The sequence below is a fragment of the Kitasatospora sp. NPDC101157 genome (genome assembly GCF_044768255.1).
In the GTDB taxonomy this organism is placed as follows: domain Bacteria; phylum Actinomycetota; class Actinomycetes; order Streptomycetales; family Streptomycetaceae; genus Kitasatospora.
Genome location: NZ_JBIWPL010000005.1, coordinates 299295 through 320510 on the forward strand (window position 1 = coordinate 299295; position 21216 = coordinate 320510).

The following is a 21216-nucleotide window of genomic DNA, read 5'->3' on the forward strand; positions in this document are numbered from 1 at the left end:
GCCACCGCGGCTGCTGCTGGGATTTCACTGGATTCGCGCTGCTCTCGGGCGACATCCGAACTACTGTGGATGTTATGACTGTGGCCTACGAGGACGTGCCTTTCAGCGAACTTCTCCACCACCCGGCGGCGACGACGCGCCGGCTCGATGCCGTCCGCGCGCTCCGACTCAGGAGACGCGACGCGGGAGACCTTGCCTTGATGCGCATTGAGCAGATGGAGCGCGACGCCACCGTGGTGGACTTCACCTCTCGCCTGCTCGCGGGGCTGGTGCGTACCGAGAACATCGACGCTCTGCGACAGGCACTGCCTGAAGCCCTGCCATGGGTCACGTTCCTGCCGGAGGGGGATGTCGACACCCTGCTCACCGAACTGGTCGACACCGCTCGGGGTGCAGTGGCACTGGACAACCTTGCTCCGATCGCGTTGCTGCTCACGCAGTGGAAGCACAGCGCCGAGATCTATGCGGACCCAGCGCTGTACGCCGTCCTCACCCGCGAGTCCGACGGAGACTTCGGGCCAGTGCCCATGCCCGAGGCGGCCGAGTGAGCCCGAAGAGGGGGGGACCGGGCCGCGCCGCCCCCGACCGGTGACGAGTATGACCTTCGATTCGCCAGCTCCGATGCGGCCGAGGGCTGGGAGCAACTGGCACGCCAGGCAGCAGGCAACCTGCGCCGCGCCTTCGAGAGGATCCGCGCGGCGCCGTGCGCGGCCAGCAACGCCGACCGTCAGCACCGGCTCAGGGGCGAGCTCGGTGCCGCTACGTTCAAGGGACAGGCCTTGGAGCGATGGCAGTACGAGGTCACGGGCGGCGGACGCATCTGGTACCTGATCGATGACGCCAACCGAACGGTCTGGATCACCTACGCGGGCACCGGCCACCCCAAGGCCACGGACTGACCTGCGTCCGGTCTCATCCGGCTTCGAGGACGTCGGCGCGTCCGGTCAGCTCCTCCGCGATGTCGTCCCAGTCGGGGCCGTGGGAGTAGAGGCTGTTGGCGGCCTCGCGCAGCAGGGCCGGGTCGTCGGGGCGCTGGAGGAGGAGCAGCCGGTGGGCGAGGTTGCGGACCCACACCGGGAGGTAGCCGTCGACCACGTGGGGGCAGAGGGCCCGCAGCATGGCCAGGATCTCGTCCGGGCCGGCGAAGGTCAGCAACTCGGTGAAGTAGGACTCCTCGTGCTGCCACGGCGCGTCGCACGCGGGTGTCGGTCCGTACTCGTCGCCCCAGAGGCAGCGGGCAAGGTCGGTCAGGGTGTGGCGCATGCCCGGAGCCTACGGCTACCGGTGGGGTGTGAGCGGCCTGCCGGTGCGGTGTGAGCGGCCTCCGCCAAGCTGGCGTGCATGACCGAGATCCTCGTGCCGTCCGACGGCGGCCACCCCATCACCGCGCTCGTCGACGGATCCGGACCGACCCTGTTGGTGGTGCATCCCGGGGGCGGCGGTGCGACGACCTGGGGCGGCGTCGTCCGCCACCTTGCTGACGGCTTCCGGGTCGTCCGGATCCGCCGACGGATCTACGCCTCCCCGGCCGACATCGCCCTGCCGCACTCGATGGCCGTCGAGGCCGCCGATGTCGCCGCCGTCGCGGAAGTCCTGGGTTCCCCCGTGCTGCTCGTGGGGCACTCCTCCGGCGCCGTCGCCGCGCTGGAGGCCGCCCTGCTGCGCCCGTCGGCGTTCGCCGGGCTGTGGCTCTACGAACCTCCGCTGCCCACTCGGGAGTTGATCGCGGGGGCGGCAGGCGTCCGGGCCCGTGCCGCGCTCGACGGAGGCGATCCGATGGAGGCGATGCGGATCCACATGCGGGACATCGTCCGCGTGCCCGGGGGTGTGGTCGACGCCGTGTTCGCCGACCCGCAGATGCGGGCGGCGCTGTCCCTGTACGCGGCGGCGCAGATCGCGGAGGACGAGGCGATCGACGCGCTCGGCGTCGGGATCGACCGCTTCGCGACGCTCGGGACGCCGACGACGCTGGTCGAGGGCGAGCTCAGCCCTGCCCATCTGCGCGAACGCCTGGCCGACCTGGCGGCGGTCCTGCCGGATGCGCGGGTCGTCACGCTCGCCGGGCAGGGGCACGCCGCCCACATCACCGCTCCCGGGGCCCTCGCCGACAGCATCCGGGACACGGCGGTGCGGGTTCTCCGTCCGTGACCGTCGGCCTCACCCGGAGGCTGCCGCCGTGCGTGGCGGGAGCCACCGGGTGATCCGGTCGAACAGGTCCGTCAGCGGTTCGGCGGCGTCCCGGCCGAAGTCGGTGAGGCCGTAGGTGACCTGGGGTGGCGTCGTCGGCTCGACCTCGCGCCGGACCAGGCCGTCCCGGACGAGTGTGCGCAGCGTCTGGGAGAGCATCTTCTCGCTGACGCCGTGGACGCTCTCGCGGAGCTCGTAGAACCGGAGGTCGCCACGGCGCAGGGAGATCAGCACCCAGATGCCCCACCTGCTGGTCACGTGATCGACCACGTCACGGGCGGGGCAGTCGGTGTGAAACACGTCATACCGGCGCCCCGGCTCAACCTGTGTGCGCTGCAAGCCTTCTGTCATGACATGAGCTTACGTAAAGGTATGTCCTTACGAAAAGTTAGCCCGAAGACCTAGCGTCGGCACCACGAAACGCATCCGATACAAGGAGCTGATCATGATCGTGGTGACCGGAGCCACCGGAAACATCGGCCGGCCGTTGACGCAGGCGCTGGCCGAGGCGGGACGGCAGGTGACGGCGGTGTCGCGGCACCGGGCGGCGGTGCCGGACGGCGTGCGCCACGTGGTGGCCGATCTGGCCCGGCCGGGCGATCTCGCGCCCGTCCTGCGCGGGGCGGAGGCGCTGTTCCTGCTGCTGTCCGGGGACCTGCACAGCCAGGCCGCCCGCCCCGCCGACCTCATCGGCGAGGCCGCGGCCGCCGGGGTCCGCCGGGTCGTGCTGCTCTCCACCCAGGGAGTGGTGACCAGGCCCTTCGGCGCGACCCGGATCGCGATGCGCGGGCTGGAGGACGTGCTGCGGGACTCCGGCCTGGAGTGGGCGATCCTGCGGCCGGGCGGCTTCGCCTCCAACGCCCTGTGGTGGGCCGAGTCCGTCCGTGCCCAGCGGCTCGTGGCCGCGCCCTTCGGCGACGTCGGCGTGCCGGTCATCGACCCGGCGGACATCGCCGAGGTCGCGGCGGCCTGCCTGCTGGACGACCGGCACGCGGGTGCCGCGTACGAGCTGACCGGCCCGGAGGTGATCACTCCGCGGCAGCAGGCGGAGGCCCTCGCCGCCGCGCTGGGCTCGCCGGTGGCCTTCCACGAGCTCACCCGCGAGGAGGCCAGGGCCGCCATGAGCCGGAGCATGCCGGCCGAACTCGCCGACGACACCCTGGACATCCTCGGCGCCCCCGGTCCGGCCGAACTGCGGGTCAGCCCGGACGTGCGGCGGGTGCTCGGCCGGGCTCCCCGTCCGTTCGCCGACTGGGCCGTGCGCAACGTCGCCGCGTTCCGCTGACCGGACGGGTGGGTCGTGGCAAGGGTGCCGGGCGGTCCGCAGGGGATCGCCCGGCACCTTCCGTACGGGGGTGATCAGTGCTGGTCCCCGGTCGCCGGAGCGGCGGTGCCGTCGGCCGTCACGGTGAACGCGGCGGTGTGGACGGTGTCCTGGTGCTCGAAGTCCAGGAAGAGCCGGTAGCTCCCGCCGCTGGGGGCGGTGGTGGTGAAGCCGATCTCCGGCCCCGGGGTGGTGGTGTCCGGGTGGACGTGGAGGTAGGCCAGGTCGCCGGCGCGCAGGGCGACCAGGTGGCCGTAGGCGCCCAGGTAGGGCTGGAGGTCGGTGACGGGGGCGCCGTCCTTGCCGACGCTCAGGGTGAGGTGGTTGCTGCGGCCGGGGGTGAGGTCGCCGCCGAGGGTGACGGTGTAGCCGTCGACGGTGACGGTCCGTCCGGTCTCGGGCAGGGGGGCGGGGCGCAGGTCGCCCGCGGCGTGGAGGTCGGCGCCGAGGGTCAGGCCCTCGGCGGCGCCGGCCGGGGTGAAGTCGGCGAAGACCCGGTACTCCCCGGCGGCGGGGACGGCGGTGGGGGCGCTCCAGGTGCCGTCGGCGGCCAGGGTCGGGTGGAGGTGCTGGAAGGTGGAGAGGTCGCGCGGGGCGACGATCAGGTGGAGTTCCTTCTCGTGCTGCTGCTGGTAGGCGGTGACGGGCTTGCCGTCCGCGCCGAGGATGCGGAACTTCAGGTCGGTGGGGGAGCCGGCGGTGACGAAGGGGCTGTCGACGCTCAGGGTGTAGCCGCGTTCGGAGATCTGCAGCCCGCCGGGCAGGTGCTCGGCGGCCGGTCCGCCTCCGGTGTCGTGTCCTGCGTGTTCGCCGGTGTGGTCGCCGTGGCCGTCCGCGGGGGCGGCGCCGTCGCGCCCGGCGTGGGACGCCGGCTTGGGCGCCGGGTCGCTGCCGGTCGCGTGGCCGACGCCGAGGGCGAGGCCGAAGGCGGCGGCGAGGCCGGCGGTGAAGGCGGTGATGCGCAGCGGGGTGTTCATTGCGGTCTCCTCGGGCGTGGGAAGTGAAGGGCTCAGGTTTGCATCAGGCGGGCGATGGCCTGCGAGGCCTCGGCGACCTCGGCGTCGGCCTCGGCGCCGCCGCTGGCGATGGCGTCCTGGACGCAGTGGGCGAGGTGGGTGTCGAGCAGATGCAGGGCGACGGACTGGAGGGCCTTGGTGGCGGCCGAGACCCTGGGTCAGCGTGTCGATGCAGTACGTGTCGGTGGGAGTGAATACCCCGTGGGGGTATGACGTCAAGCGGGCGGCCGCTGCGGAAAATACCCCGTGGGGGTATCAGCGAGGGGCTTGCGGGCTGTACCCCCCAGGGGTATAAATGAACCCGGCATCGCCCAATACCCCCTATGGGTATGACGGCCCGGCCGCGGACGTACCTCGCACGAACCTCGAAGTACCGACAGTCACGAGGAGCAACGATGACCACGCAGGCACCCGCCTCCACGGAGGTGGAACTCTCGATCGGCGGAATGACGTGCGCCTCGTGCGCGGCCCGCATCGAGAAGAAGCTCAACCGGATGGACGGCGTCTCGGCCAGCGTCAACTACGCCACCGAGAAGGCGAAGGTCACCTTCGAGGGCGAGGTGGAGGTCGCCGACCTGGTCGCCACCGTCGAGGCCACCGGCTACACCGCCGCCCTGCCCAGGCCCCCGGCGGCCGAGAGCGGTGCCGCCGACCCGGCCGAGCCCGCCGACGAGCTGGCCCCGCTGCGCCGGCGGCTGTTCACCGCGCTGGTCCTGGCCGTCCCGGTGATCGCGATGGCGATGGTGCCGGCCCTCCAGTTCGACAACTGGCAGTGGCTCTCGCTGACCCTCGCCGCCCCGGTCGTCACCTACGCCGCCTGGCCGTTCCACCGGGCAGCGTTCACCAACGCCCGGCACGGCGCCGCGACGATGGACACCCTGGTCTCGCTCGGTGCGGGCGCCGCGTTCCTGTGGTCCCTGTGGGCGCTGTTCTTCGGCGACGCCGGGATGCCCGGCATGCGGCACGGTTTCGAGTTCACCATCGGCCGCAGCGACGGCGCCTCCAACATCTACCTGGAGGCGGCGGCCGGCGTCACCGCCTTCATCCTGGCCGGGCGCTACTTCGAGGCCCGCTCCAAGCGCACCGCCGGAGCCGCTCTCAAGGCGCTGCTGGAACTGGGCGCCAAGGACGTGACGGTGCTGCGCGGCGGAGCCGAGGTGCGGATTCCGATCGCCGAACTCGCCGTGGGCGACCGCTTCGTGGTGCGGCCGGGCGAGAAGATCGCCACCGACGGCACCGTGGTCGAGGGCGCCTCGGCCGTCGACGCCTCGATGCTGACCGGCGAGTCGGTGCCGGTCGAGGTCGGGGTCGGCGACAGCGTCACCGGCGCCACCGTCAACGCGGGCGGCCGGCTGGTCGTCCAAGCGACCCGGGTCGGCGCGGACACCCAGCTGTCCCGGATGGCCAAGCTGGTCGAGGACGCGCAGAACGGCAAGGCCGCCGCCCAGCGCCTGGCCGACCGGATCTCCGCCGTCTTCGTGCCGATCGTCATCACCCTCGCCGTCGCCACCCTCGGCTACTGGCTGGGCACCGGCGAGGGCTGGACCGCCGCCTTCACGGCAGCCGTCGCCGTGCTGATCATCGCCTGCCCGTGCGCCCTCGGCCTGGCCACCCCGACCGCCCTGCTGGTCGGCACCGGCCGCGGCGCCCAGCTGGGTGTGCTGATCAAGGGCCCCGAGGTACTGGAGTCCACCCGCAAGGTCGACACCATCGTGCTGGACAAGACCGGCACCGTCACCACCGGTCAGATGACCCTGCTGGCCGTCCACGCCGTCGAGGGCGTCACCGAGGCCGAGGTGCTGCGCCTGGCCGGCGCCCTGGAGCACGCCTCCGAGCACCCGATCGCCCGGGCGATCGCCACCGCCGCCGCCAAGGCCGGCGAACTGCCCGCCGTCGAGGGCTTCGAGAACGTCCCCGGCCTGGGCGTCCAGGGCGTGGTGGACGGCCACGCGGTGGTGGCCGGCCGGGAGGCGCTGCTCAACGAGTGGTCCCAGTACCTTCCGGAGTCCCTGGCCGAGGCCAAGCGCAGGGCCGAGTCGGCCGGGCGCACCGCGATCGCGGTCGGCTGGGACGGCGAGGCGCGGGCCGTGCTGGAGGTCGCCGACGCGGTCAAGCCGACCAGCGCCGAGGCCATCGCCGAGCTGCGGGCGCTGGGCCTGACCCCGGTGCTGCTCACCGGTGACAACAGGCTGGTCGCCGAGGCGGTCGCCGCCGAGGTCGGCATCGCACCGGAGCACGTGATCGCCGAGGTCATGCCGCAGGACAAGGTCGACACCGTCAAGCGGCTGCAGGCCGAGGGCAAGGTCGTGGCGATGGTCGGCGACGGCGTCAATGACGCGGCCGCGCTCGCCCAGGCCGACCTGGGCCTGGCGATGGGCACCGGGACGGACGCCGCGATCGAGGCGGGCGACCTGACGCTGGTCCGCGGTGACCTGCTGGCCGCGGCGGACGCCATCCGGCTCTCCCGCAAGACCCTCGGCACCATCAAGAGCAACCTGTTCTGGGCGTTCGGCTACAACGTCGCCGCCCTGCCGCTGGCGGCGGCCGGGATGCTCAACCCGATGATCGCGGGGGCGGCCATGGCCTTCTCCTCGGTCTTCGTGGTCGGCAACAGCCTGCGGCTGCGCCGCTTCCGCTGAGCGGCGCACCGCCAGCGCCACCGCCACCGCTCGCCGCTCGCCGCTCGGCGCTCGGCGCTCGCCGCCAACGGCCCCAGGCCCCGGAACCGCCCGCCCGGTTCCGGGGCCTCGGTGCGCCCGGCTGAACCTGTGAGTGTCACGCACAGTAGTGGCGGCATTGAGACCGGAACATGCCGTTCCGCCCCTTGTGCCCGTAATCGGGCATCGTTTTGCCTGTACTTGGGGTAGCACTCACCGAAGTCCTACCCTTCCGCGACCGGACCGAGATATGACGCTCCGAAACTTGTTAGGCAAGGCTTCCCTGCCTTAGGTTCTCGTGCCGTCGGGCCGGTGCCCTGCTCATCCGGCAGGCCCCGTACGGCCGACCCCCGCCACCCTCGGAGGACCCCCACCATGCCCGGAACCGCCCGGCCCCTCGCCGCCCTGTCCCTCCTCGCCGCCTGCGCGCTCGCCCTCACCGCCTGCGGCAGCTCGGGCGGCAGCACGGACAGCGCGGACCCCGCGGCCTCCGGTACGGCGCGCACCGGCCAGACCATCACCGTCTACAGCGGCCAGCACGAACAGACCGTCAAGGCCCTGACCGAGGACTTCACCAAGCGCACCGGCATCAAGGTCGAGCTGCGCTCCGGGGACGAGGCCGAACTGGCCAACCAGATCCTCCAGGAGGGCGACGCCTCCCCGGCCGACGTCTTCTACGCCGAGAACCCGCCCGCGCTCACCGTCCTCGGCGACAAGGGCCTGCTCGCCAAGGTCGCCCCCGACACCCTCAAGTCCGTACCGGCCAACGACAGTTCGGACCGCGGGGACTGGGTCGGCGTCTCCGCCCGCACCTCCGCCTTCCTGACCGGCACCGGTAAGGCCGCCGACACCGCGCCGCCCGCCTCCGTGCTCGACCTCGCCAAGCCCGAGTGGAAGGGGCGCCTGGGCATCGCCCCCAGCGAGACCGACTTCGCCCCGGTCGTCACCCAGGTGCTCAAGGCCAAGGGCGAGGACGCCACCAAGCAGTGGCTCACGGGCCTCAAGGACAACGCCAAGGTCTACGACAGCAACGAGACCCTCTCCGCCGCCGTCAACAGCGGCGAGATCGAGGGCGGCGTCATCGACCACTACTACTTCTACCGGATGCGCGACGAAAAGGGCGCCGCCGAGACCCACGCGACGCTGCACTACTTCCCCAAGGGCGACCCGGGCTCGCTGGTCGACGTCTCCGGCGCCGCCGTCCTCAAGCACGGCAAGCACCAGGCCGCCGCCCAGGCCTTCCTCGGCTACCTCGCCTCCGCCCCCGCCCAGACCGTCATCGCCGGCTCGGCGAGCTACGAGTACCCGCTGGTCAGCGGCGTGCAGGGCAAGCCCGAACTGCCCGCCCTGGACACCATCGGCACCGTCGCCGACCCGGCGCAGCTGGGCGACGGCAAGCAGGCCCTGGGCCTGCTCCAGGACGCCGGCCTGCTCCAGTGACGACCCACGAGCAGACGACTTCCATGGGGACGACTTCCGTGGGGACGACTTCCATGGGGACGACTTCGGTGGCGACGACCCCGGCCGTCGGGCCGAGGCCGCGGTGGCGGTGGCGGGCCACCGGCCTGCTCGCCCCCGTCGCCGTCGCCGTCGTCGCGGTGGTCGCCTCGCCGCTCGGCTTCGTCATCGCCCAGGCCGCGCAGGCCGGTTGGGACCAGACACGGCGGCTGCTCGGCCGCCCGCTGATCGCCACCCTGCTCTGGCACACCCTGAGCCTGGCCGCCGCCGTCACCCTCGCCACCGCCGTCCTCGGCTTCGGCGCCGCCTACCTGGTCGAACGCACCACCCTGCCCGGCCGCCGCGCCTGGACCGTCGCGCTCGCCCTGCCGCTCGCCGTACCGGAGTTCGTCCGCGGCTACTCCTGGGTCTCGCTGTTCCGCTCCGTCCATGGCTACTGGGGCGCGGTGCTGGTGATGACCTGCTCGCTCTACCCCCTCGTGTTCCTCCCGGTCGCGGCCGCCCTGCGGCACGGCGACGCCGCCGCCGAGGAGGTCTCCCGTTCCCTCGGCCGCGGCCGGCTCGCCACCCTGTGGCGGGTCACCCTCCCGCTCACCCGGCCCGCACTCGCCGGCGGCGTGCTGCTCGTCTCGCTCTACCTGCTCGGCGAGTACGGCGCCTTCGCGATGCTGCGCTACACCACCTTCGCCACCGCCGTGTTCACCCAGTACAAACTGGGCTTCGACGCGGCCTCCGCCTCCCTGCTCACCCTGGTGCTGGTCGCGCTCGCCCTGCTGCTGGTCGCCCTGGAGGCCTGGGCCGGCCGCCGGGCGCGCGTCACCCGGCACGGCGCCCTCGCCCGGCCCGCCCCGCCCGTACGGCTCGGCGGCTGGACCGCTCCGGCACTGCTCGCGGTCACCGGGCTGGTCGGCGTCTCGCTCGGGGTGCCGCTCTACGCGCTCACGTACTGGCTGATCAAGGGCAGCTCCACCACCCTGCCCTCCGCCTCCGTCCTCGGCGCCACCCTGGCCACCCTCGGGTACGCGCTCGGCGCGGCCGTCGCCGCCACCCTCGCCGCGGTCCCGGTCGCCCTGTACGGCTGGCGGCGCGGCACCCGGCCGGCCCGGGCCGTCGAGCGGATCGCCTACCTCACCCGGGCGCTGCCCGGCATCGCGGTGGCCCTCTCGGTGGTCTTCTTCGCCGTCCGCTGGGCCCAACCCCTGTACCAGCAGCCGCCGATGCTCGTCCTCGGGTACGTCCTGCTGTTCTTCCCGCTGGCGCTCACCGCCGTCCGCGCCGCCCTCGCCCAGGTGCCGCCCGGCGTGGAGGAGGCCGCCCGCTCGCTCGGCACCCGGCCGCTCGCCGTCCTCGGCCGGATCACCCTCCCGCTGGTGCTGCCCGGCCTCGGCGCGGCCGTCGCCATGGTCGGCCTCACCGCCTCCACCGAACTCACCGCCACCCTGCTGCTGCGCCCCACCGGCACCCAGACCCTGGCCACCCAGTTCTGGGTCTACACCAGCGGCCTCGCGTACGGGGCGGCCGCGCCCTACGCGGCGCTGATGGTCGCGCTGTCCGTGCCCTCCGTCCTGCTGCTGACCCGCCGAAACCTCGGCCGTCCTGGGGAGAACCAGTGACCGGACTGTCCGTCGTCGACCTCCACGCCGCCCACGGGCGCAGCCCGGTCCTGCACGGCATCGACCTGACCGTGCCCGACGGCGCCCTCGCCTGCGTCCTCGGGCCGTCCGGCTGCGGGAAGTCCACCCTGCTGCGGGTACTGGCCGGCTTCCACCCGGCCTCCGCCGGGCAGGTCGAGCTGCACGGCCGCGTCCTGGATGACGGCCGCAGCCGGCTCGCCGCCGAACACCGGGGCATCGGCCTCGTGCCCCAGGACGGCGCGCTCTTCCCGCACCTGAGCGTCGCCGCCAACATCGGCTTCGGCCTGCCGCGCTCCCAGCGCCGCGCCCGGGTCGGCGAACTGCTCGACCTGGTCGGCCTGCCCGGCCTCGGCGACCGCCGCCCGCACCAGCTCTCCGGCGGCCAGCAGCAGCGCGTCGCCCTCGCCCGGGCGCTGGCACCCCGGCCCCGGCTCCTGCTGCTCGACGAACCCTTCGCCGCCCTCGACGCCGCCCTGCGCGCCGACCTGCGCCGCGAAGTCGCCGCCACGCTGCGGCAGTCCGGGACGACGGCGGTCCTCGTCACCCACGACCAGGACGAGGCCCTCTCCTTCGCCGACACCATCGCCGTCCTGCGCGACGGCCGGATCGCCCAAGCCGGCACCCCGCACGAGCTCTACCACCACCCGGCGGACGCCGCGGTCGCCACCGTCCTGGGGGAGGCCAACCTGATCCCCGCGAAGGTCGCGGAAGCCGAGGCCCTCACCCCCTTCGGCCCACTCCCACTCGCCACCCCCGGCACCGCCGACGGCAGCGCACTCGCCCTGCTCCGCCCCGGCCAACTCCGCCTCACCGCCCACCCGGTGGACGGCTCCGCCCCGGCCAAGGTCATCGGCAGCGACTTCCGAGGCCATGACCACCGCGTCGAACTCCGCCCCGAAGCCCCCGGACTGCCCGACGTCCTCATCGCCTCCGCCGACCGCCCCTGGCCGGCCGGCACCGTGGCCCACGTCAGCGCCCTCGGCCCGGTCCACCTGCTGCCGCAGCCCTGACCGGGCCCTGGGCGCCGTACCTGCCTCCACCCTGTGGCGCCCGCCCTCGCGGCCCCGGAGGCCGCCCGGTGCTCACGCGAGTGGGGTCTTCCCGCGATCTGCCGTCGATGACGGCAGATCGCGGCCGGCCGTCAGGCCATCTGCTGGTCAGCAGCTCTGGCGGCGAGCTCGGCTGCTGCGCTGACCTGCCGGTGCCCCTCCTCGCCCCGGGACCAGATCAACGCCTGACGTCCGCGCGGGTAGGTCGGGCTCACGTAGGCGAACTCCATGACTGCGACGGCATCGGACATCCGCCAGCGCCGCACGGGGCCCGACGCCTCGGCGACCTCGCGGAGGTTGTCCAGGTGCCGGGCGATGGCGAGGCCGTGGCCGATCGGCCACGGATCCCAGGCCGAGACCTCGTCCAGGATGGCGTGGGACTCGATCCGGTGGAGCATGGACGCCGCCATCTCCTGGAAGACGCCGTCGCCGACGGTGTTCTCGGCTCCCACGCGCCCGTCGGTGTGGGCCAGGTAGCGGATCGGGTGGGCAGCGCTCGGCCCGTTCCAGTCGAAGAACCACCCCCGGACGGGGTCGGGCCACACGTACGACCCCAGTTCGTGCTTCCAGGTGAGGCTGTGCTCCGAGCGCCCGTCCTTCGCGGTCGCGAGGCTCTCCCGCACGGTGTAGCGCAATCCGCCGTACCGCTGCGCGAAGCCCTCGCGCCGGATCACCAGCTCCATCGGCGCGGGGATCAGCCGACCCCTGCGGTCGCGGACCCTCAGCAGTTCGGTGGGAAGCCTGGGCTCCTCCGGTTCCTGGCGGCATCCGGTGCGGTCGAGCAGGGCGAGGGCGCGCAGGGACAGACCCGAGGGGTCTTCCAGGATGTGCATGTTCTTCTTTTTTCCACGTGAGAGCGCGTCAGCGTCGGCACACTATCCGGCCGACCCCGAGGTGTGAAGCCGGTTCCGGGCAACGGCCCGGCCCGCCCCTATGCCTCCTCCGGCAGTTCCACCGCCTGCCAGCGGTAGGCCGCGTCCTCCTGCCACACCTGCAACTCGCCCTCCACCACCGCGGCCAGGCACAGCCGCCAGTCGTCCCCCATGGTGAGCGCGACCCGCGTCGCGGGCCGCAGGGTGGGCCGCCACCAGCGCGGGCGCCGGGAGGCGCCGCCGGCCGGGAGCCGCAGCCGGACGCCGCCCGCGCCGGCCAGGGCGACGGTGGGGCCGCCGCGGTGGCCGACCATGGCGATGCCGAGTGCGGGTTCGCCGTCGCCGATCTCCGTGCCGGTGCCGGGGGCGCCGAGGGTGTGGAGCTGGACGGAGCCGTCCGCGCGCAGCATGGCGGCCTGCGGCCCGGCGGAGGTGCGGGCGAGGGCCCCGGCGCGCAGGGTGCCGGGCGGGCCGAGGGGGACGGGAGGTTCGCCGGAGCCGGGCCGCCAGCTGAGCACCCGTTCGCGGTGCTCGACCAGGAGCAGCCAGGCGCCGGGCCGTTCCTCCTCGGCGGCGAGGACCCGGTCGGCGGGGCAGCCGGGGTGTTCCTGGCCGGTGAGGGTGAGGCCGGGGGCCCAGCGGTAGGAGCGCAGGGCGCCGGCCGCGGCGGTCCACGCGGTGAGTTCCCCGGCCGCGCCGACGGCCCCGGCGAGGCCGCTGACCCCGCGGGCCGCCTCCCACCAGCCGGCCGCGGTGCCGACCCAGAGGGTGCCGGAGCGGTCCTCGGCGCAGACCACCAGTTCGCCCTGGCGTCCGGCCCAGCCCGCCGCCAACTCCCTCACGGCACCCGGACCCTGGCCGGCGGGCAGCCGGTGGCCGGTGCGTCCCGGCCCGGCGAGCGCGGTGCCGTCCGCGCCGCCGGTGACCACCAGCGGCCGGCCGGACCGGTCGGGCAGCACGGCCAGGCCCGCGGTCCGCGCCACCGGCCGGTGGGCGCGCAGGAGTTCGCGGCCCCGGGCGGCCCAGGGCCCGAGCGGGGCGGGGCGGCGATCGGGCTCGCGGGCGAGCGGTTCGCAGGCCCAGCGGGCGAGTTCCTCGCCGTACCCGGCGGCCAGCAGTTCGGCGCGGGCCTGCTCGGCGGCGAGCCGGTGGTCGAGCCGGCCGTGGTCGGGCAGCAGCAGGGTGCGGGCGAGGGTGCCGACCGCGAACAGGTCCTTGGCGGTGGTCGGGAAGCCGCCGACCTGCTCGGCCTCGGGCGGGACGTGACCGGGGGTGAACACCGCGACGGTGAGGGTGTGGTCGAGCGGGGCGAGGAAGGTCAGGTCGATCAGCTTGACCAGGCCCTGGTCGTCGACCAGGACGTTCGCGGGGGAGATGTCGCGGTGCACCCAGCGCTTGCGGTGCAGCTCGTCGACGATCCGGCAGAGCCGGGCCAGCACTTCGGCCACCGCGGCCGGACCGCCGCGCTGGGTGCGGGCCCAGGTGTGCAGCGGCACGCCCTCGACCCAGGGCGAGATCTGGTAGCCGAGCAGCCCGCCGGAGGGCACCGTGCCGGGCCGGTGCGGGGAGGGGCCGAGCAGGAAGCTGGGCACCACCAGGTCGGTGACGCCGAGCCGGTGGGCGTTGTGCGAGACGTCGTCCCAGCGGCCGAGCCAGCGCCGGACCTCGGACGGGTCCCGCTCCAGCATGATCTTCGCGGCGACGAGCTCCTTGATCCCGTTGTGCCCCGTGCGCACGGCCCGCCACACCTCGGCCTCGCCGCCCCGGTGGTGGAACTCCAGCAGCTCGTACTGTTCGGGGTCGAACTCCGGCCCGAAGCGGAGCCCGGGAACCCAACGAGACTCGGACACACGACCCCCGACGCTTCTCACCGCTGTGGACGCGCAGCAGTCCAGCAGCCTGCGCCCGCCCAGGATAGTGCTCATTTCTGTTCGTCCGCCCGGGGGAGGGCCTATTCTGATGGGCGCCCGAGCAACATCACGAAACAACGTCAACTCATGATCGTACGGGGGATGTTGATCATGGAGTGGGACGCTCTCGAAGCGCAGGGGGACGGTGCATGGCGCAGCTCGCGGTGCTGCTGATCATCGTGGTGGCACTGGCCGGTGTGGCCGCCGCAGTGGTGCTCGCCCGCAGGCGAACCACCCTGGACGCAGCCGGAGTCGCCAAGGCGCTCGGCGCGGCCGCCGAGCAACTCGCGGCCGGCAAGGCCCCGCAGGCCCGCCGCCGCTACGCCCGGCTGGCCCGCCAACTCGCCACCGGGCCCGAGGAACTGCGCACCCAGCGCGGCCTCGCCCTGCTCGGCCAGGCCGAGGCCACCATCCCCACCGGCGACCAGCAGGCCACCCTCGCCCTGCACCGCGAGGCCTTCCCGCTGCTCACCGACCCGGCCCGCCAGCTGCCCCGCTGGAGCCTGCGCCGCCTCGCCGGGGAACGGATACAGGCCCCGGACGGCGACCTCGGACCGGTCCTCGCCCTCCTCCAGGCCACCGCCACCGGCGCCGAACCCGGCGAGGAGGCCGAGGCCGCCGCCCGCGCCCGGCAGTGGCTGCAGCAGCTGTGCCGCGACGCCGGCCCCCAGCAACGCGACCACGCCACCGCCCGGGCCCTCGCCGCTCTCCCCGGCCAGGACTGGCCGGTGCTCGCCCGCGCCGCCCTGCTGCGCGCCACCGACCGGGCCGCCGAGGCCGAACCGCTGCTCGCCGCGGCCGCCCCCGCCGGCAGCGGCGAACTGTGGTTCCGCTGGGGCGCCCAGCTGTTCACCCTGCACCGGGACGAACCCGCCGTCGCCGCCTTCGACGAGGCCCTGCGGCGCGGCCCCGGCGAGCCCTCCCCGTGGGGCCGCGGACCGGCGCTGCGCACCGACACCCTGCTCTTCCGCGGCCTCGCCCGGCAGCGGCTCGGCGACACCGACGCGGCCTGGGCCGACCTCGCCGCGGCGGCCGGAGAGAGCCCGAGCGACCCGCGCCCCCGCTACGCCCTCGGCCGGCTCGCCCTGCTGCTCGGCGCCGACGACCAGGCCCGGGAGCAGTTCACCGCCGCCCTGACCGTCCAACCCTCCTTCGCCCCGGCCCGGTTCGGCCTCGCCCTGGTCCACGAGCGGGCCCAGCGGCACGCCGAGGCCGCCGCCGACTACCGCGCCGGCCTCGGCCAGGCCCCCGACTGGCGGCCCGCCCGGGTCCGGCTCGGCGCCGCCCTGACCGCCGCCGGGCAGGCCGCCGAGGCCGAACCGATCCTGCGCGCCGAGGCCGACGACCAGCCGGACTCCCGCTGGAGCCGGATCGCCGCCTACCACCACGGACTCGCCCTCGCCCGCACCGACGACCCGGCCGGCGCCCTGGCCCGCTGGGAGGCGCTGGACGACCCCGAACTGCACGACCGCCAGGCCCTCGCGCGCGACCGGCTGGCCCGCACCCTGCTGCCCACCGACCCGGCCGCCGCCCGCGCACTCTGGCAGCGGGCCGCCGCCGAACACCCCGCCGCGCCCGGCTACCGCCTCGCCCAGCGCGAGGCCGCCCTGCGCGAGGCCGCCCACCTGCTGATCACCGGCCGCGACCGCGCCGAGGCCCGCGAAGCGGCGGCCGCCGCCCTCGCCCTGGCCGACACCCTGCCGGGCGCGCTCACCCAGCGGCAGGCCCGGCTGCGCGCCGCGCTCGCCCTCGCCGAGGGCTCCACCGACCAGGTCAGCACCCTGCTCGACGCGGCCGGCGGGCTCCGCGACCGCTACCACCTGGCCGCCGCCGCCCTGTTGGCGGGCCGTCCGGTCCAGACCATCGCCCTGCTCGGCCCGCTCGACCCGGATCCGGCGGGCGACCCGGCCCTCGCCCGGCTGCGCGCCCTGCTCGCCGAGCGGGCGGGCAACTGGGGTGCGGCGCTGGACTGGTACCGGCACTTCCTGAGCGCCGGTACGGGCGCCACCGGCACGGGTGGCGCCGGGCCCGTCGGTGCGGGCGGTGCGGGCGGTACGGCCGGTGCGGGCGCCATCGGCACGGGTGGCGCCGGGGCCGTCGGTACCGGCCCGGTGCGGCCCGCCGCGGCCGCGCACCCCGCCGGTGACGCCCCCACCCAGGTGGCCGGCCGGATCCCGGCCCAGCCCGGGCCGGTGCCCGCGCCCACGGCTGCCGCCACCGCCGCCGTCCCCGCCACCGCCGCTCCCGTCGGGGACTGCGCGGCGTGCGCCCGCCCCGCCACCGGGACCTGCGGCGGCTGCGGCCGCGAGGCCTGCACCGAGCACCTCCACGCCCCCGCCGGGGCCGCCTCACCGCGCTGCACACACTGCACCGGCCCCGCCCTGCGCGCCCTCCTGGACTGCGCCCGCCGGGCCGGTGCCCCCGAGCGGGCCGAACCCGTCCTGGCGGCCTGGGCCGAGGCGCTCGGCGCCGGCGCCGCCGGCGCGCCCGTGCGGCTCGACCTCGCCCTGCTGCGTGCCGAACTCGGCCGCCTCGACGAGGCCCTGGACGACATCCCGGCCGACGCCACCACCGCCCGGGCCGCCGTGCTGGTCCGCCGGGCCGGCGCCGCCCTCGCCGCCGAGCAGCCCGGCCGCGCGGCCGGTGACCTGCGCCAGGCGCTCACCCTCGCGCCGGGCCACCCGCAGGCCGCCGGGGCCCTGGTGCTGCTGGCTGAGCACGAGGCCCACCAGCACGCCGCCGAGGGCCGCCACGGCGAGGCGTACCGGGCCTATCGCGAGCTGCTGCTCAAGGACCCGGCCCACCCCCGCCTGCTGCACGCGCTCGGCCTGGCCGGCTACCGGTACGCGGTGGCCGCCGAGGCGCCGGACGAGCAGGTCTGGGCCTGGACGGTCGGCTGCCTGGTCGCCGCGCTGCACCGCGAGGAGCTGTGGGCGGAGACCGCCCGGATCACCGGCCGCCCGGCCGAACCGCAGCGGATGGCGGCCGCCCGCAGCGCGCTCTCCGACCGTCTCCGCGAGGACCTGCGCGCCCTCGACCGGGCCGCGGGCCGCAGCGGCGACGAGGTGACCGCCTGGACGCTGCGCCTCGGCATGGAGACCCACGCCGCGGACGCCTTCGCCCAGGAGGACGTCCGGATCACCCTGCCCGGGTGCCCGCCGCGGCGCCTGGTCGTCGGCCCCGTGCTGGACGGACTGCTGCGCGGCGAGCCCGAAACCGCCGCCTGGGCCGAGGCCTTCGAGCAGGCCGTACGGACGTGGCGTCGCCCTCCGGCTCCCGACGCGTCCGCATCCGCGTCCGCGCTCACCCGGGCCCTGGCCCTGTTCGGCGCGCTCGGCCCGCAGCAGTACCTGCACCTCCAGGGCCGTCAGGCCGCCGCGGTGGCCGCACTGGACACGGTGGCCGAGGGCGCGCGCGACGCGGCCTGGGAGGCGCTGCTGCGCGCCGCGCTGGTCAGCCAGGCCCGGGAGCACCACCGCAACCAGGACTGGCGCGAGGCGCTGGAGTGCCTCACCCGGGCCCGGGCCGTGCCCGGCCTCGTGCTGCCGGCCGACACGACCCGGATCGCCGCCGAGTCCGGCGTACGGGCCGCCCGCGCCCTGCTGAAGAGCACCGTGGACGACCAGGCGGGCGCCGCCGAACTGCTGGAGCGGGCCTACGCGCTGGCCCCGGACGACCCCGAGGTGCGCGGCGACCTCGGCGCGACCTACGCCCAGTGGGCCCGCAAGATCAACAACGAGGAGAAGGACTACCCGCGCGCCCTCGACCTGCTCGCCAAGAGCCTCGAACTCGCCCCCGGCGACCCGACCGCCAAGCACTTCCTGCAAGCCGCCCTCGGCAACCGGGCCGGCCAGCTCAGCCGGGTCGACGCCTCCGACGAGGAGCTGACCGAGGCCGTCGGACTGTGGAAGCAGCTGATCGACCTCAACGACGACCCGGAGCACCGGCACGGCATGGCCTTCGTGCTGCGCCAGCTCGCCCGCTCCGCCGCCTTCGCCGACGACCGGGCCCGCGCCACCGGCAAGATGATCCAGGCACTGCTCTGGGACCCGGAGTGGGAGGGCGACGCCGGGAGGGAGGCCGACCGCCGGATCTCGGTGATGCTCGCCAACCACGTCATCGACCACATGCGGGACGAACCGTTCGCCGCCCAGGCCGACATGCTCAAGAAGGCCCTGTCCTACGACGACTCGACCGACATCCGCCGGCTGATGGTCAGCGTCTGGCGCGGCGAGGCGATCACCCACTTCGAGGCCCGCCGCTACGCCGCCGCGGTCGGTCTGCTGGAGGAGGCGCTCGCCCTGGCCGCCGGCCCGGCGGACAACACCAAGCTGCACGAGGAACTCGCCGTGGTCTACAGCTCCTGGGCCGTCGCCCAGGCCAACGCCCGCGACTACCAACTGGCTCGGGCGGCGATCGACAGGGCCGTCTCGCACAACCCGCGCGATCGGGAGCTGCGCGCCCTGCAGCAGCGCATCGCGAAGCTCAGCTGAACGCAACCGCACGGCCGTCGGCGCCGTCGGAACGAAGAGCGCACCTGAACCCCGAGCCGTGAGGAGAGAGACCGCCCGCCATGCCACTGCACGAACCGTCGCCGTACGAGGTCCTGGGCATCCCGCTCACGGCCGGGGTGCGCGAGATCAACCTCTCGGTCGGGAAGGCGCTGAAGGCGGGCCGGTTCAGCCGCCAGCAGATCCAGGACGCGGCCGCGCTGCTGCGCAACCCGGACCGGCGCCTGGAGGTCGACCTCCAGCAGCCGCTGCCGCCCGAACCGGTCGACCAGGCCGCCGACCTGCTGGCCCCCGCGCTCGCCGAACCGCTGCTGGTGATCGAGCGCCCCGGGCTGCCCCCGGCCCCGGCACTGCTCGCGCTGCACCGGGCCGAGGCGGCCGCCGACTTCGCCGAGCCCGCCCCCGGCGGCGCCGACCCCGAACCGCCCGTCCCCGCCCGCTACGCGGCCGACCTGTCCGTGCTGCCGCAGATCGAGGTGCCCGATTGACTTCCCCCTCCCGCGAGCGAGAGGGATTCCCCTCAGCCTCGCGGCTGAGCCGCTGCGCGTTGGCGCCGCGGTGGGACTACTTCCTGCTTCACCGACGACCGCCCGTCCGGAGTGCTCCGTTGAGGTCTTACACCGTCTCCACAGGCTGCAACCGCCAGTCCGGCGGCCAGGATGTTGCGTGCCGCGTTCACGTCCCGGTCGTGGACCGCTCCGCAGTCACACTCCCACTCCCGAATGTTCAGCGGCATCTTGTCGCGGATGGTTCCGCAGGCCGAGCACAGCTTGGAGCTGGGAAACCACCGGTCGATGGTCACCAGGTTGCGGCCGTACCAGCGTGCCTTGTACTCCAGCATGGTCCGCAGCTCGGCCCAGCTCGCGTCCGATACGGCGCGGGCGAGGCGCTTGTTCTTGAGCATGTTGCGGACCGTCAGGTCCTCGATCACGACCGTTTGGTTTTCACGGACGATTCGAGTGGTGAGCTTGTGCAGGGAGTCTCTGCGCCGGTCGGCGATCCTTGCGTGGACGCGGGCGACGTTCCTGCGGGCCTTCTCCCAGTTGGCGGAGCCCTTGGCCTTACGGGCGAGTTCCCGCTGAGCCTTGGCCAGGCGTTCCCGGTCGCGGCGTTCGTGCCTCGGGTTGGTGATCTTCTCTCCGGTGGAGAGCGTCATCAGACTGGTGATACCGGCATCGATCCCCACCGCCGCGTCCACTTGGGGGAGCGGCTTGATATCGGGGTCGTCGCACAGCATCGAGACGAACCAACGTCCGGCCGCATCGCGGCTGACAGTCACCGTGGACGGGCTCGCACTGTCAGGCAACGGCCTCGACCACACGATGTCCAGTGGCTCGGCCATCTTCGCCAGCGTGAGGCGACTGTCCCGGTACCGGAACGCAGAGGTGGTGTACTCGGCGCTGTCGCGGGACTTCTTCTTCGACTTGAACCGGGGGTACTTCGCCCGCTTCTGCCAGAAGTTGGAGAACGCCCCCTGCAAGTGCCGAAGTGCCTGTTGGAGCGGAACAGAGGAGACCTCGCTGAGGAACGCCAAAGACTCGGTCTTCTTCCACGCCGTCAGCATCGCAGAAGTGGCGGCGTAGTTCACTCGCTCCTGACGCTGCGTCCATGCTTCCGTGCGGACCGCAAGCGCCATGTTGTAGACCTTCCTCACGCACCCGAACGTGCGCGACAGTTCAGCTGCCTGCGCATCGGTCGGATAGAAGCGGAACTTGTACGCCCGCTTCACGTGGGTGGTGGTCACGTCTCACATGATATGTCGTCAATTTGTGAAAGGGGGGCTTGATGACCGACGCGCCGACCGCATCCGTACTCGACGGCCACCGGCCGCTGGAGGTCCCGCCGGGGGTCGAGTCCGTCGACCTGGAGGCCAAGTTCACCCAACTGCTCTTCCGGGCATCGTTGTTGGGGAACAAACTGACCGAGCAGAAGCAGCAGGCCCGGGCCGCGCAGCGCGAACTGCTGGGCGTGCTGGTCGAGGTGGACGACGCGCTCGCCGCGCTCGGGCTGGACCGCGAGCTGGTCGCGCACGGTCGCGGGGCCGGGCTGGAGGCCACCCGCCGGCGGCTGCTCGGCCGGCTGGCCAAGGCCGGGGTGAAGCCGATGCGGTTGGAGGGGCTGGCGGCGGACCCGGCGCTGACCGAGATCGTCGGCACCGAGGTACGGCCGGGGGTGGCGCCCGAGACGGTGGTGCAGACGGTGGTGACCGGGTTCTTCTGGGAGCAGGAGGTGCTGCGCCGGGCCCAAGTGGTCGTGGCCGCACCGGAGTCGGCCCTGCCGCCGGTCGAGGACCCGAGGGTCCGGCTGATCGGGCCGGAGCAGTCCGAGGATCCTGTGGAACCCGAGAAGCCCGAGGAACCGGAAGCCCTCGCAGCCGACGCAGCCGACCCCGCAACGGAGCCCGCAACGGACGCAACCGACCCCGCCGCGGAGTCCACAACCGACCCCGAACCCGCCCCCGAGCCCGTCGAGGCCCCGGCCAGGCCGGTCCCGCCCCGGGTCCGCCGCCAGGCCAAGGCGCCGGGCCGGCCGGCCAAGCGGGCCAAGCGCAAGAAGTAGCCAGGACGTAGCAGGACCACGAGGGGCAAGAGGGGAACG

The 21216-nt window shown here is 74.2% G+C and carries 17 protein-coding genes; 10 read left to right on the forward strand and 7 right to left on the reverse strand.

Features of this window, described 5'->3' with window-relative positions; genetic code table 11:
• Window positions 1–74 precede the first annotated feature (74 nt).
• The gene (locus ACIRVF_RS13940; protein WP_402816509.1) at window positions 75–548 is read left to right on the forward strand and encodes a hypothetical protein; all 474 of its coding nucleotides are present in this window, start codon (window positions 75–77) and stop codon (window positions 546–548) included.
• A 364-nt stretch (window positions 549–912) separates the two neighbouring features.
• Here ACIRVF_RS13940 and ACIRVF_RS13945 read toward each other — a convergent pair whose 3' ends face one another.
• Window positions 913–1263: a hypothetical protein gene (locus tag ACIRVF_RS13945; protein ID WP_402816510.1), complete on the reverse strand. Its 351-nt coding sequence runs from the start codon at window positions 1261–1263 to the stop codon at window positions 913–915.
• A 78-nt stretch (window positions 1264–1341) separates the two neighbouring features.
• Between ACIRVF_RS13945 and ACIRVF_RS13950 the strand changes: the two genes are divergently transcribed.
• Window positions 1342–2148: an alpha/beta fold hydrolase gene (locus tag ACIRVF_RS13950; RefSeq protein ID WP_402816511.1), complete on the forward strand. Its 807-nt coding sequence runs from the start codon at window positions 1342–1344 to the stop codon at window positions 2146–2148.
• 9 nt (window positions 2149–2157) lie between these two features.
• Here the strand turns inward: ACIRVF_RS13950 and ACIRVF_RS13955 are convergent, their stop codons facing one another.
• Window positions 2158–2538, reverse strand: a complete 381-nt coding sequence (locus ACIRVF_RS13955; protein WP_402816512.1) for a winged helix-turn-helix transcriptional regulator — start codon at window positions 2536–2538, stop codon at window positions 2158–2160.
• A gap of 94 nt (window positions 2539–2632) precedes the next feature.
• Between ACIRVF_RS13955 and ACIRVF_RS13960 the strand changes: the two genes are divergently transcribed.
• Window positions 2633–3472, forward strand: coding sequence for an SDR family oxidoreductase (locus ACIRVF_RS13960; RefSeq protein ID WP_402816513.1), 840 nt, complete (start codon window positions 2633–2635; stop codon window positions 3470–3472).
• 74 nt (window positions 3473–3546) lie between these two features.
• On the opposite strand, the gene ACIRVF_RS13965 is transcribed toward ACIRVF_RS13960, so the two are convergent.
• Window positions 3547–4488: a hypothetical protein gene (locus ACIRVF_RS13965; protein WP_402816514.1), complete on the reverse strand. Its 942-nt coding sequence runs from the start codon at window positions 4486–4488 to the stop codon at window positions 3547–3549.
• Window positions 4489–4520: 32 nt separating this feature from the next.
• A complete protein-coding gene (locus ACIRVF_RS13970) occupies window positions 4521–4643 on the reverse strand; it encodes a hypothetical protein (protein ID WP_402816845.1) in 123 nt (40 codons plus the stop codon).
• A 279-nt stretch (window positions 4644–4922) separates the two neighbouring features.
• On the opposite strand from ACIRVF_RS13970, the gene ACIRVF_RS13975 reads away from it, so the two are divergent.
• From ACIRVF_RS13975 to ACIRVF_RS13990, 4 genes are all read left to right on the forward strand, one after another.
• Complete coding sequence (locus ACIRVF_RS13975; protein ID WP_402816515.1) at window positions 4923–7166, forward strand: heavy metal translocating P-type ATPase; 2244 nt, start codon at window positions 4923–4925, stop codon at window positions 7164–7166.
• Between the two features lie 393 nt (window positions 7167–7559).
• Complete coding sequence (locus tag ACIRVF_RS13980) at window positions 7560–8624, forward strand: iron ABC transporter substrate-binding protein (protein WP_402816516.1); 1065 nt, start codon at window positions 7560–7562, stop codon at window positions 8622–8624.
• Window positions 8625–8692: 68 nt separating this feature from the next.
• Window positions 8693–10255, forward strand: coding sequence for an ABC transporter permease (locus tag ACIRVF_RS13985; protein ID WP_402816517.1), 1563 nt, complete (start codon window positions 8693–8695; stop codon window positions 10253–10255).
• On the forward strand, window positions 10252–11286 hold the full coding sequence (locus ACIRVF_RS13990) for an ABC transporter ATP-binding protein (RefSeq protein ID WP_402816518.1): 1035 nt from the start codon (window positions 10252–10254) through the stop codon (window positions 11284–11286). Before ACIRVF_RS13985 ends, ACIRVF_RS13990 begins: the two co-directional genes overlap by 4 nt.
• 131 nt (window positions 11287–11417) lie before the next feature.
• Here the strand turns inward: ACIRVF_RS13990 and ACIRVF_RS13995 are convergent, their stop codons facing one another.
• Complete coding sequence (locus ACIRVF_RS13995; protein ID WP_402816519.1) at window positions 11418–12158, reverse strand: hypothetical protein; 741 nt, start codon at window positions 12156–12158, stop codon at window positions 11418–11420.
• Window positions 12159–12256: 98 nt separating this feature from the next.
• Entirely contained in the window at window positions 12257–14047 is a 1791-nt protein-coding gene (locus tag ACIRVF_RS14000; RefSeq protein WP_402816520.1) for a serine/threonine protein kinase, read from the reverse strand.
• A 209-nt stretch (window positions 14048–14256) separates the two neighbouring features.
• Here ACIRVF_RS14000 and ACIRVF_RS14005 point away from each other — a divergent pair, with 209 nt between their 5' ends.
• Together ACIRVF_RS14005 and ACIRVF_RS14010 are read left to right on the forward strand one after the other, a co-directional pair.
• Window positions 14257–18600 (forward strand): hypothetical protein, encoded by a 4344-nt coding sequence (locus ACIRVF_RS14005; RefSeq protein WP_402816521.1) that lies wholly within the window; start codon window positions 14257–14259, stop codon window positions 18598–18600.
• A gap of 80 nt (window positions 18601–18680) precedes the next feature.
• A complete protein-coding gene (locus tag ACIRVF_RS14010) occupies window positions 18681–19106 on the forward strand; it encodes a hypothetical protein (RefSeq protein WP_402816522.1) in 426 nt (141 codons plus the stop codon).
• Between the two features lie 32 nt (window positions 19107–19138).
• Here ACIRVF_RS14010 and ACIRVF_RS14015 read toward each other — a convergent pair whose 3' ends face one another.
• On the reverse strand, window positions 19139–20362 hold the full coding sequence (locus tag ACIRVF_RS14015) for an RNA-guided endonuclease InsQ/TnpB family protein (protein WP_402816523.1): 1224 nt from the start codon (window positions 20360–20362) through the stop codon (window positions 19139–19141).
• 41 nt (window positions 20363–20403) lie between these two features.
• Between ACIRVF_RS14015 and grpE the strand changes: the two genes are divergently transcribed.
• On the forward strand, window positions 20404–21177 hold the full coding sequence (gene grpE / locus ACIRVF_RS14020; RefSeq protein ID WP_402816524.1) for a nucleotide exchange factor GrpE: 774 nt from the start codon (window positions 20404–20406) through the stop codon (window positions 21175–21177).
• Window positions 21178–21216: the final 39 nt, after the last annotated feature.

What these genes read in the sequence shown, in the direction of transcription:
- ACIRVF_RS14010 (WP_402816522.1), top strand. Translation starts at nt 18,681, where the DNA reads ATGCCACTGCACGAACCGTCGCCGTACGAGGTCCTGGGCATCCCGCTC.
- ACIRVF_RS13980 (WP_402816516.1), top strand. Translation starts at nt 7,560, where the DNA reads ATGCCCGGAACCGCCCGGCCCCTCGCCGCCCTGTCCCTCCTCGCCGCC.
- ACIRVF_RS13950 (WP_402816511.1), top strand. Translation starts at nt 1,342, where the DNA reads ATGACCGAGATCCTCGTGCCGTCCGACGGCGGCCACCCCATCACCGCG.
- ACIRVF_RS13975 (WP_402816515.1), top strand. Translation starts at nt 4,923, where the DNA reads ATGACCACGCAGGCACCCGCCTCCACGGAGGTGGAACTCTCGATCGGC.
- ACIRVF_RS13955 (WP_402816512.1), bottom strand. Translation starts at nt 2,538, where the DNA reads ATGACAGAAGGCTTGCAGCGCACACAGGTTGAGCCGGGGCGCCGGTAT.
- ACIRVF_RS13995 (WP_402816519.1), bottom strand. Translation starts at nt 12,158, where the DNA reads ATGCACATCCTGGAAGACCCCTCGGGTCTGTCCCTGCGCGCCCTCGCC.
- ACIRVF_RS13940 (WP_402816509.1), top strand. Translation starts at nt 75, where the DNA reads ATGACTGTGGCCTACGAGGACGTGCCTTTCAGCGAACTTCTCCACCAC.
- ACIRVF_RS13965 (WP_402816514.1), bottom strand. Translation starts at nt 4,488, where the DNA reads ATGAACACCCCGCTGCGCATCACCGCCTTCACCGCCGGCCTCGCCGCC.
- grpE (WP_402816524.1), top strand. Translation starts at nt 20,404, where the DNA reads ATGACCGACGCGCCGACCGCATCCGTACTCGACGGCCACCGGCCGCTG.
- ACIRVF_RS13960 (WP_402816513.1), top strand. Translation starts at nt 2,633, where the DNA reads ATGATCGTGGTGACCGGAGCCACCGGAAACATCGGCCGGCCGTTGACG.
- ACIRVF_RS13945 (WP_402816510.1), bottom strand. Translation starts at nt 1,263, where the DNA reads ATGCGCCACACCCTGACCGACCTTGCCCGCTGCCTCTGGGGCGACGAG.
- ACIRVF_RS14005 (WP_402816521.1), top strand. Translation starts at nt 14,257, where the DNA reads ATGGCGCAGCTCGCGGTGCTGCTGATCATCGTGGTGGCACTGGCCGGT.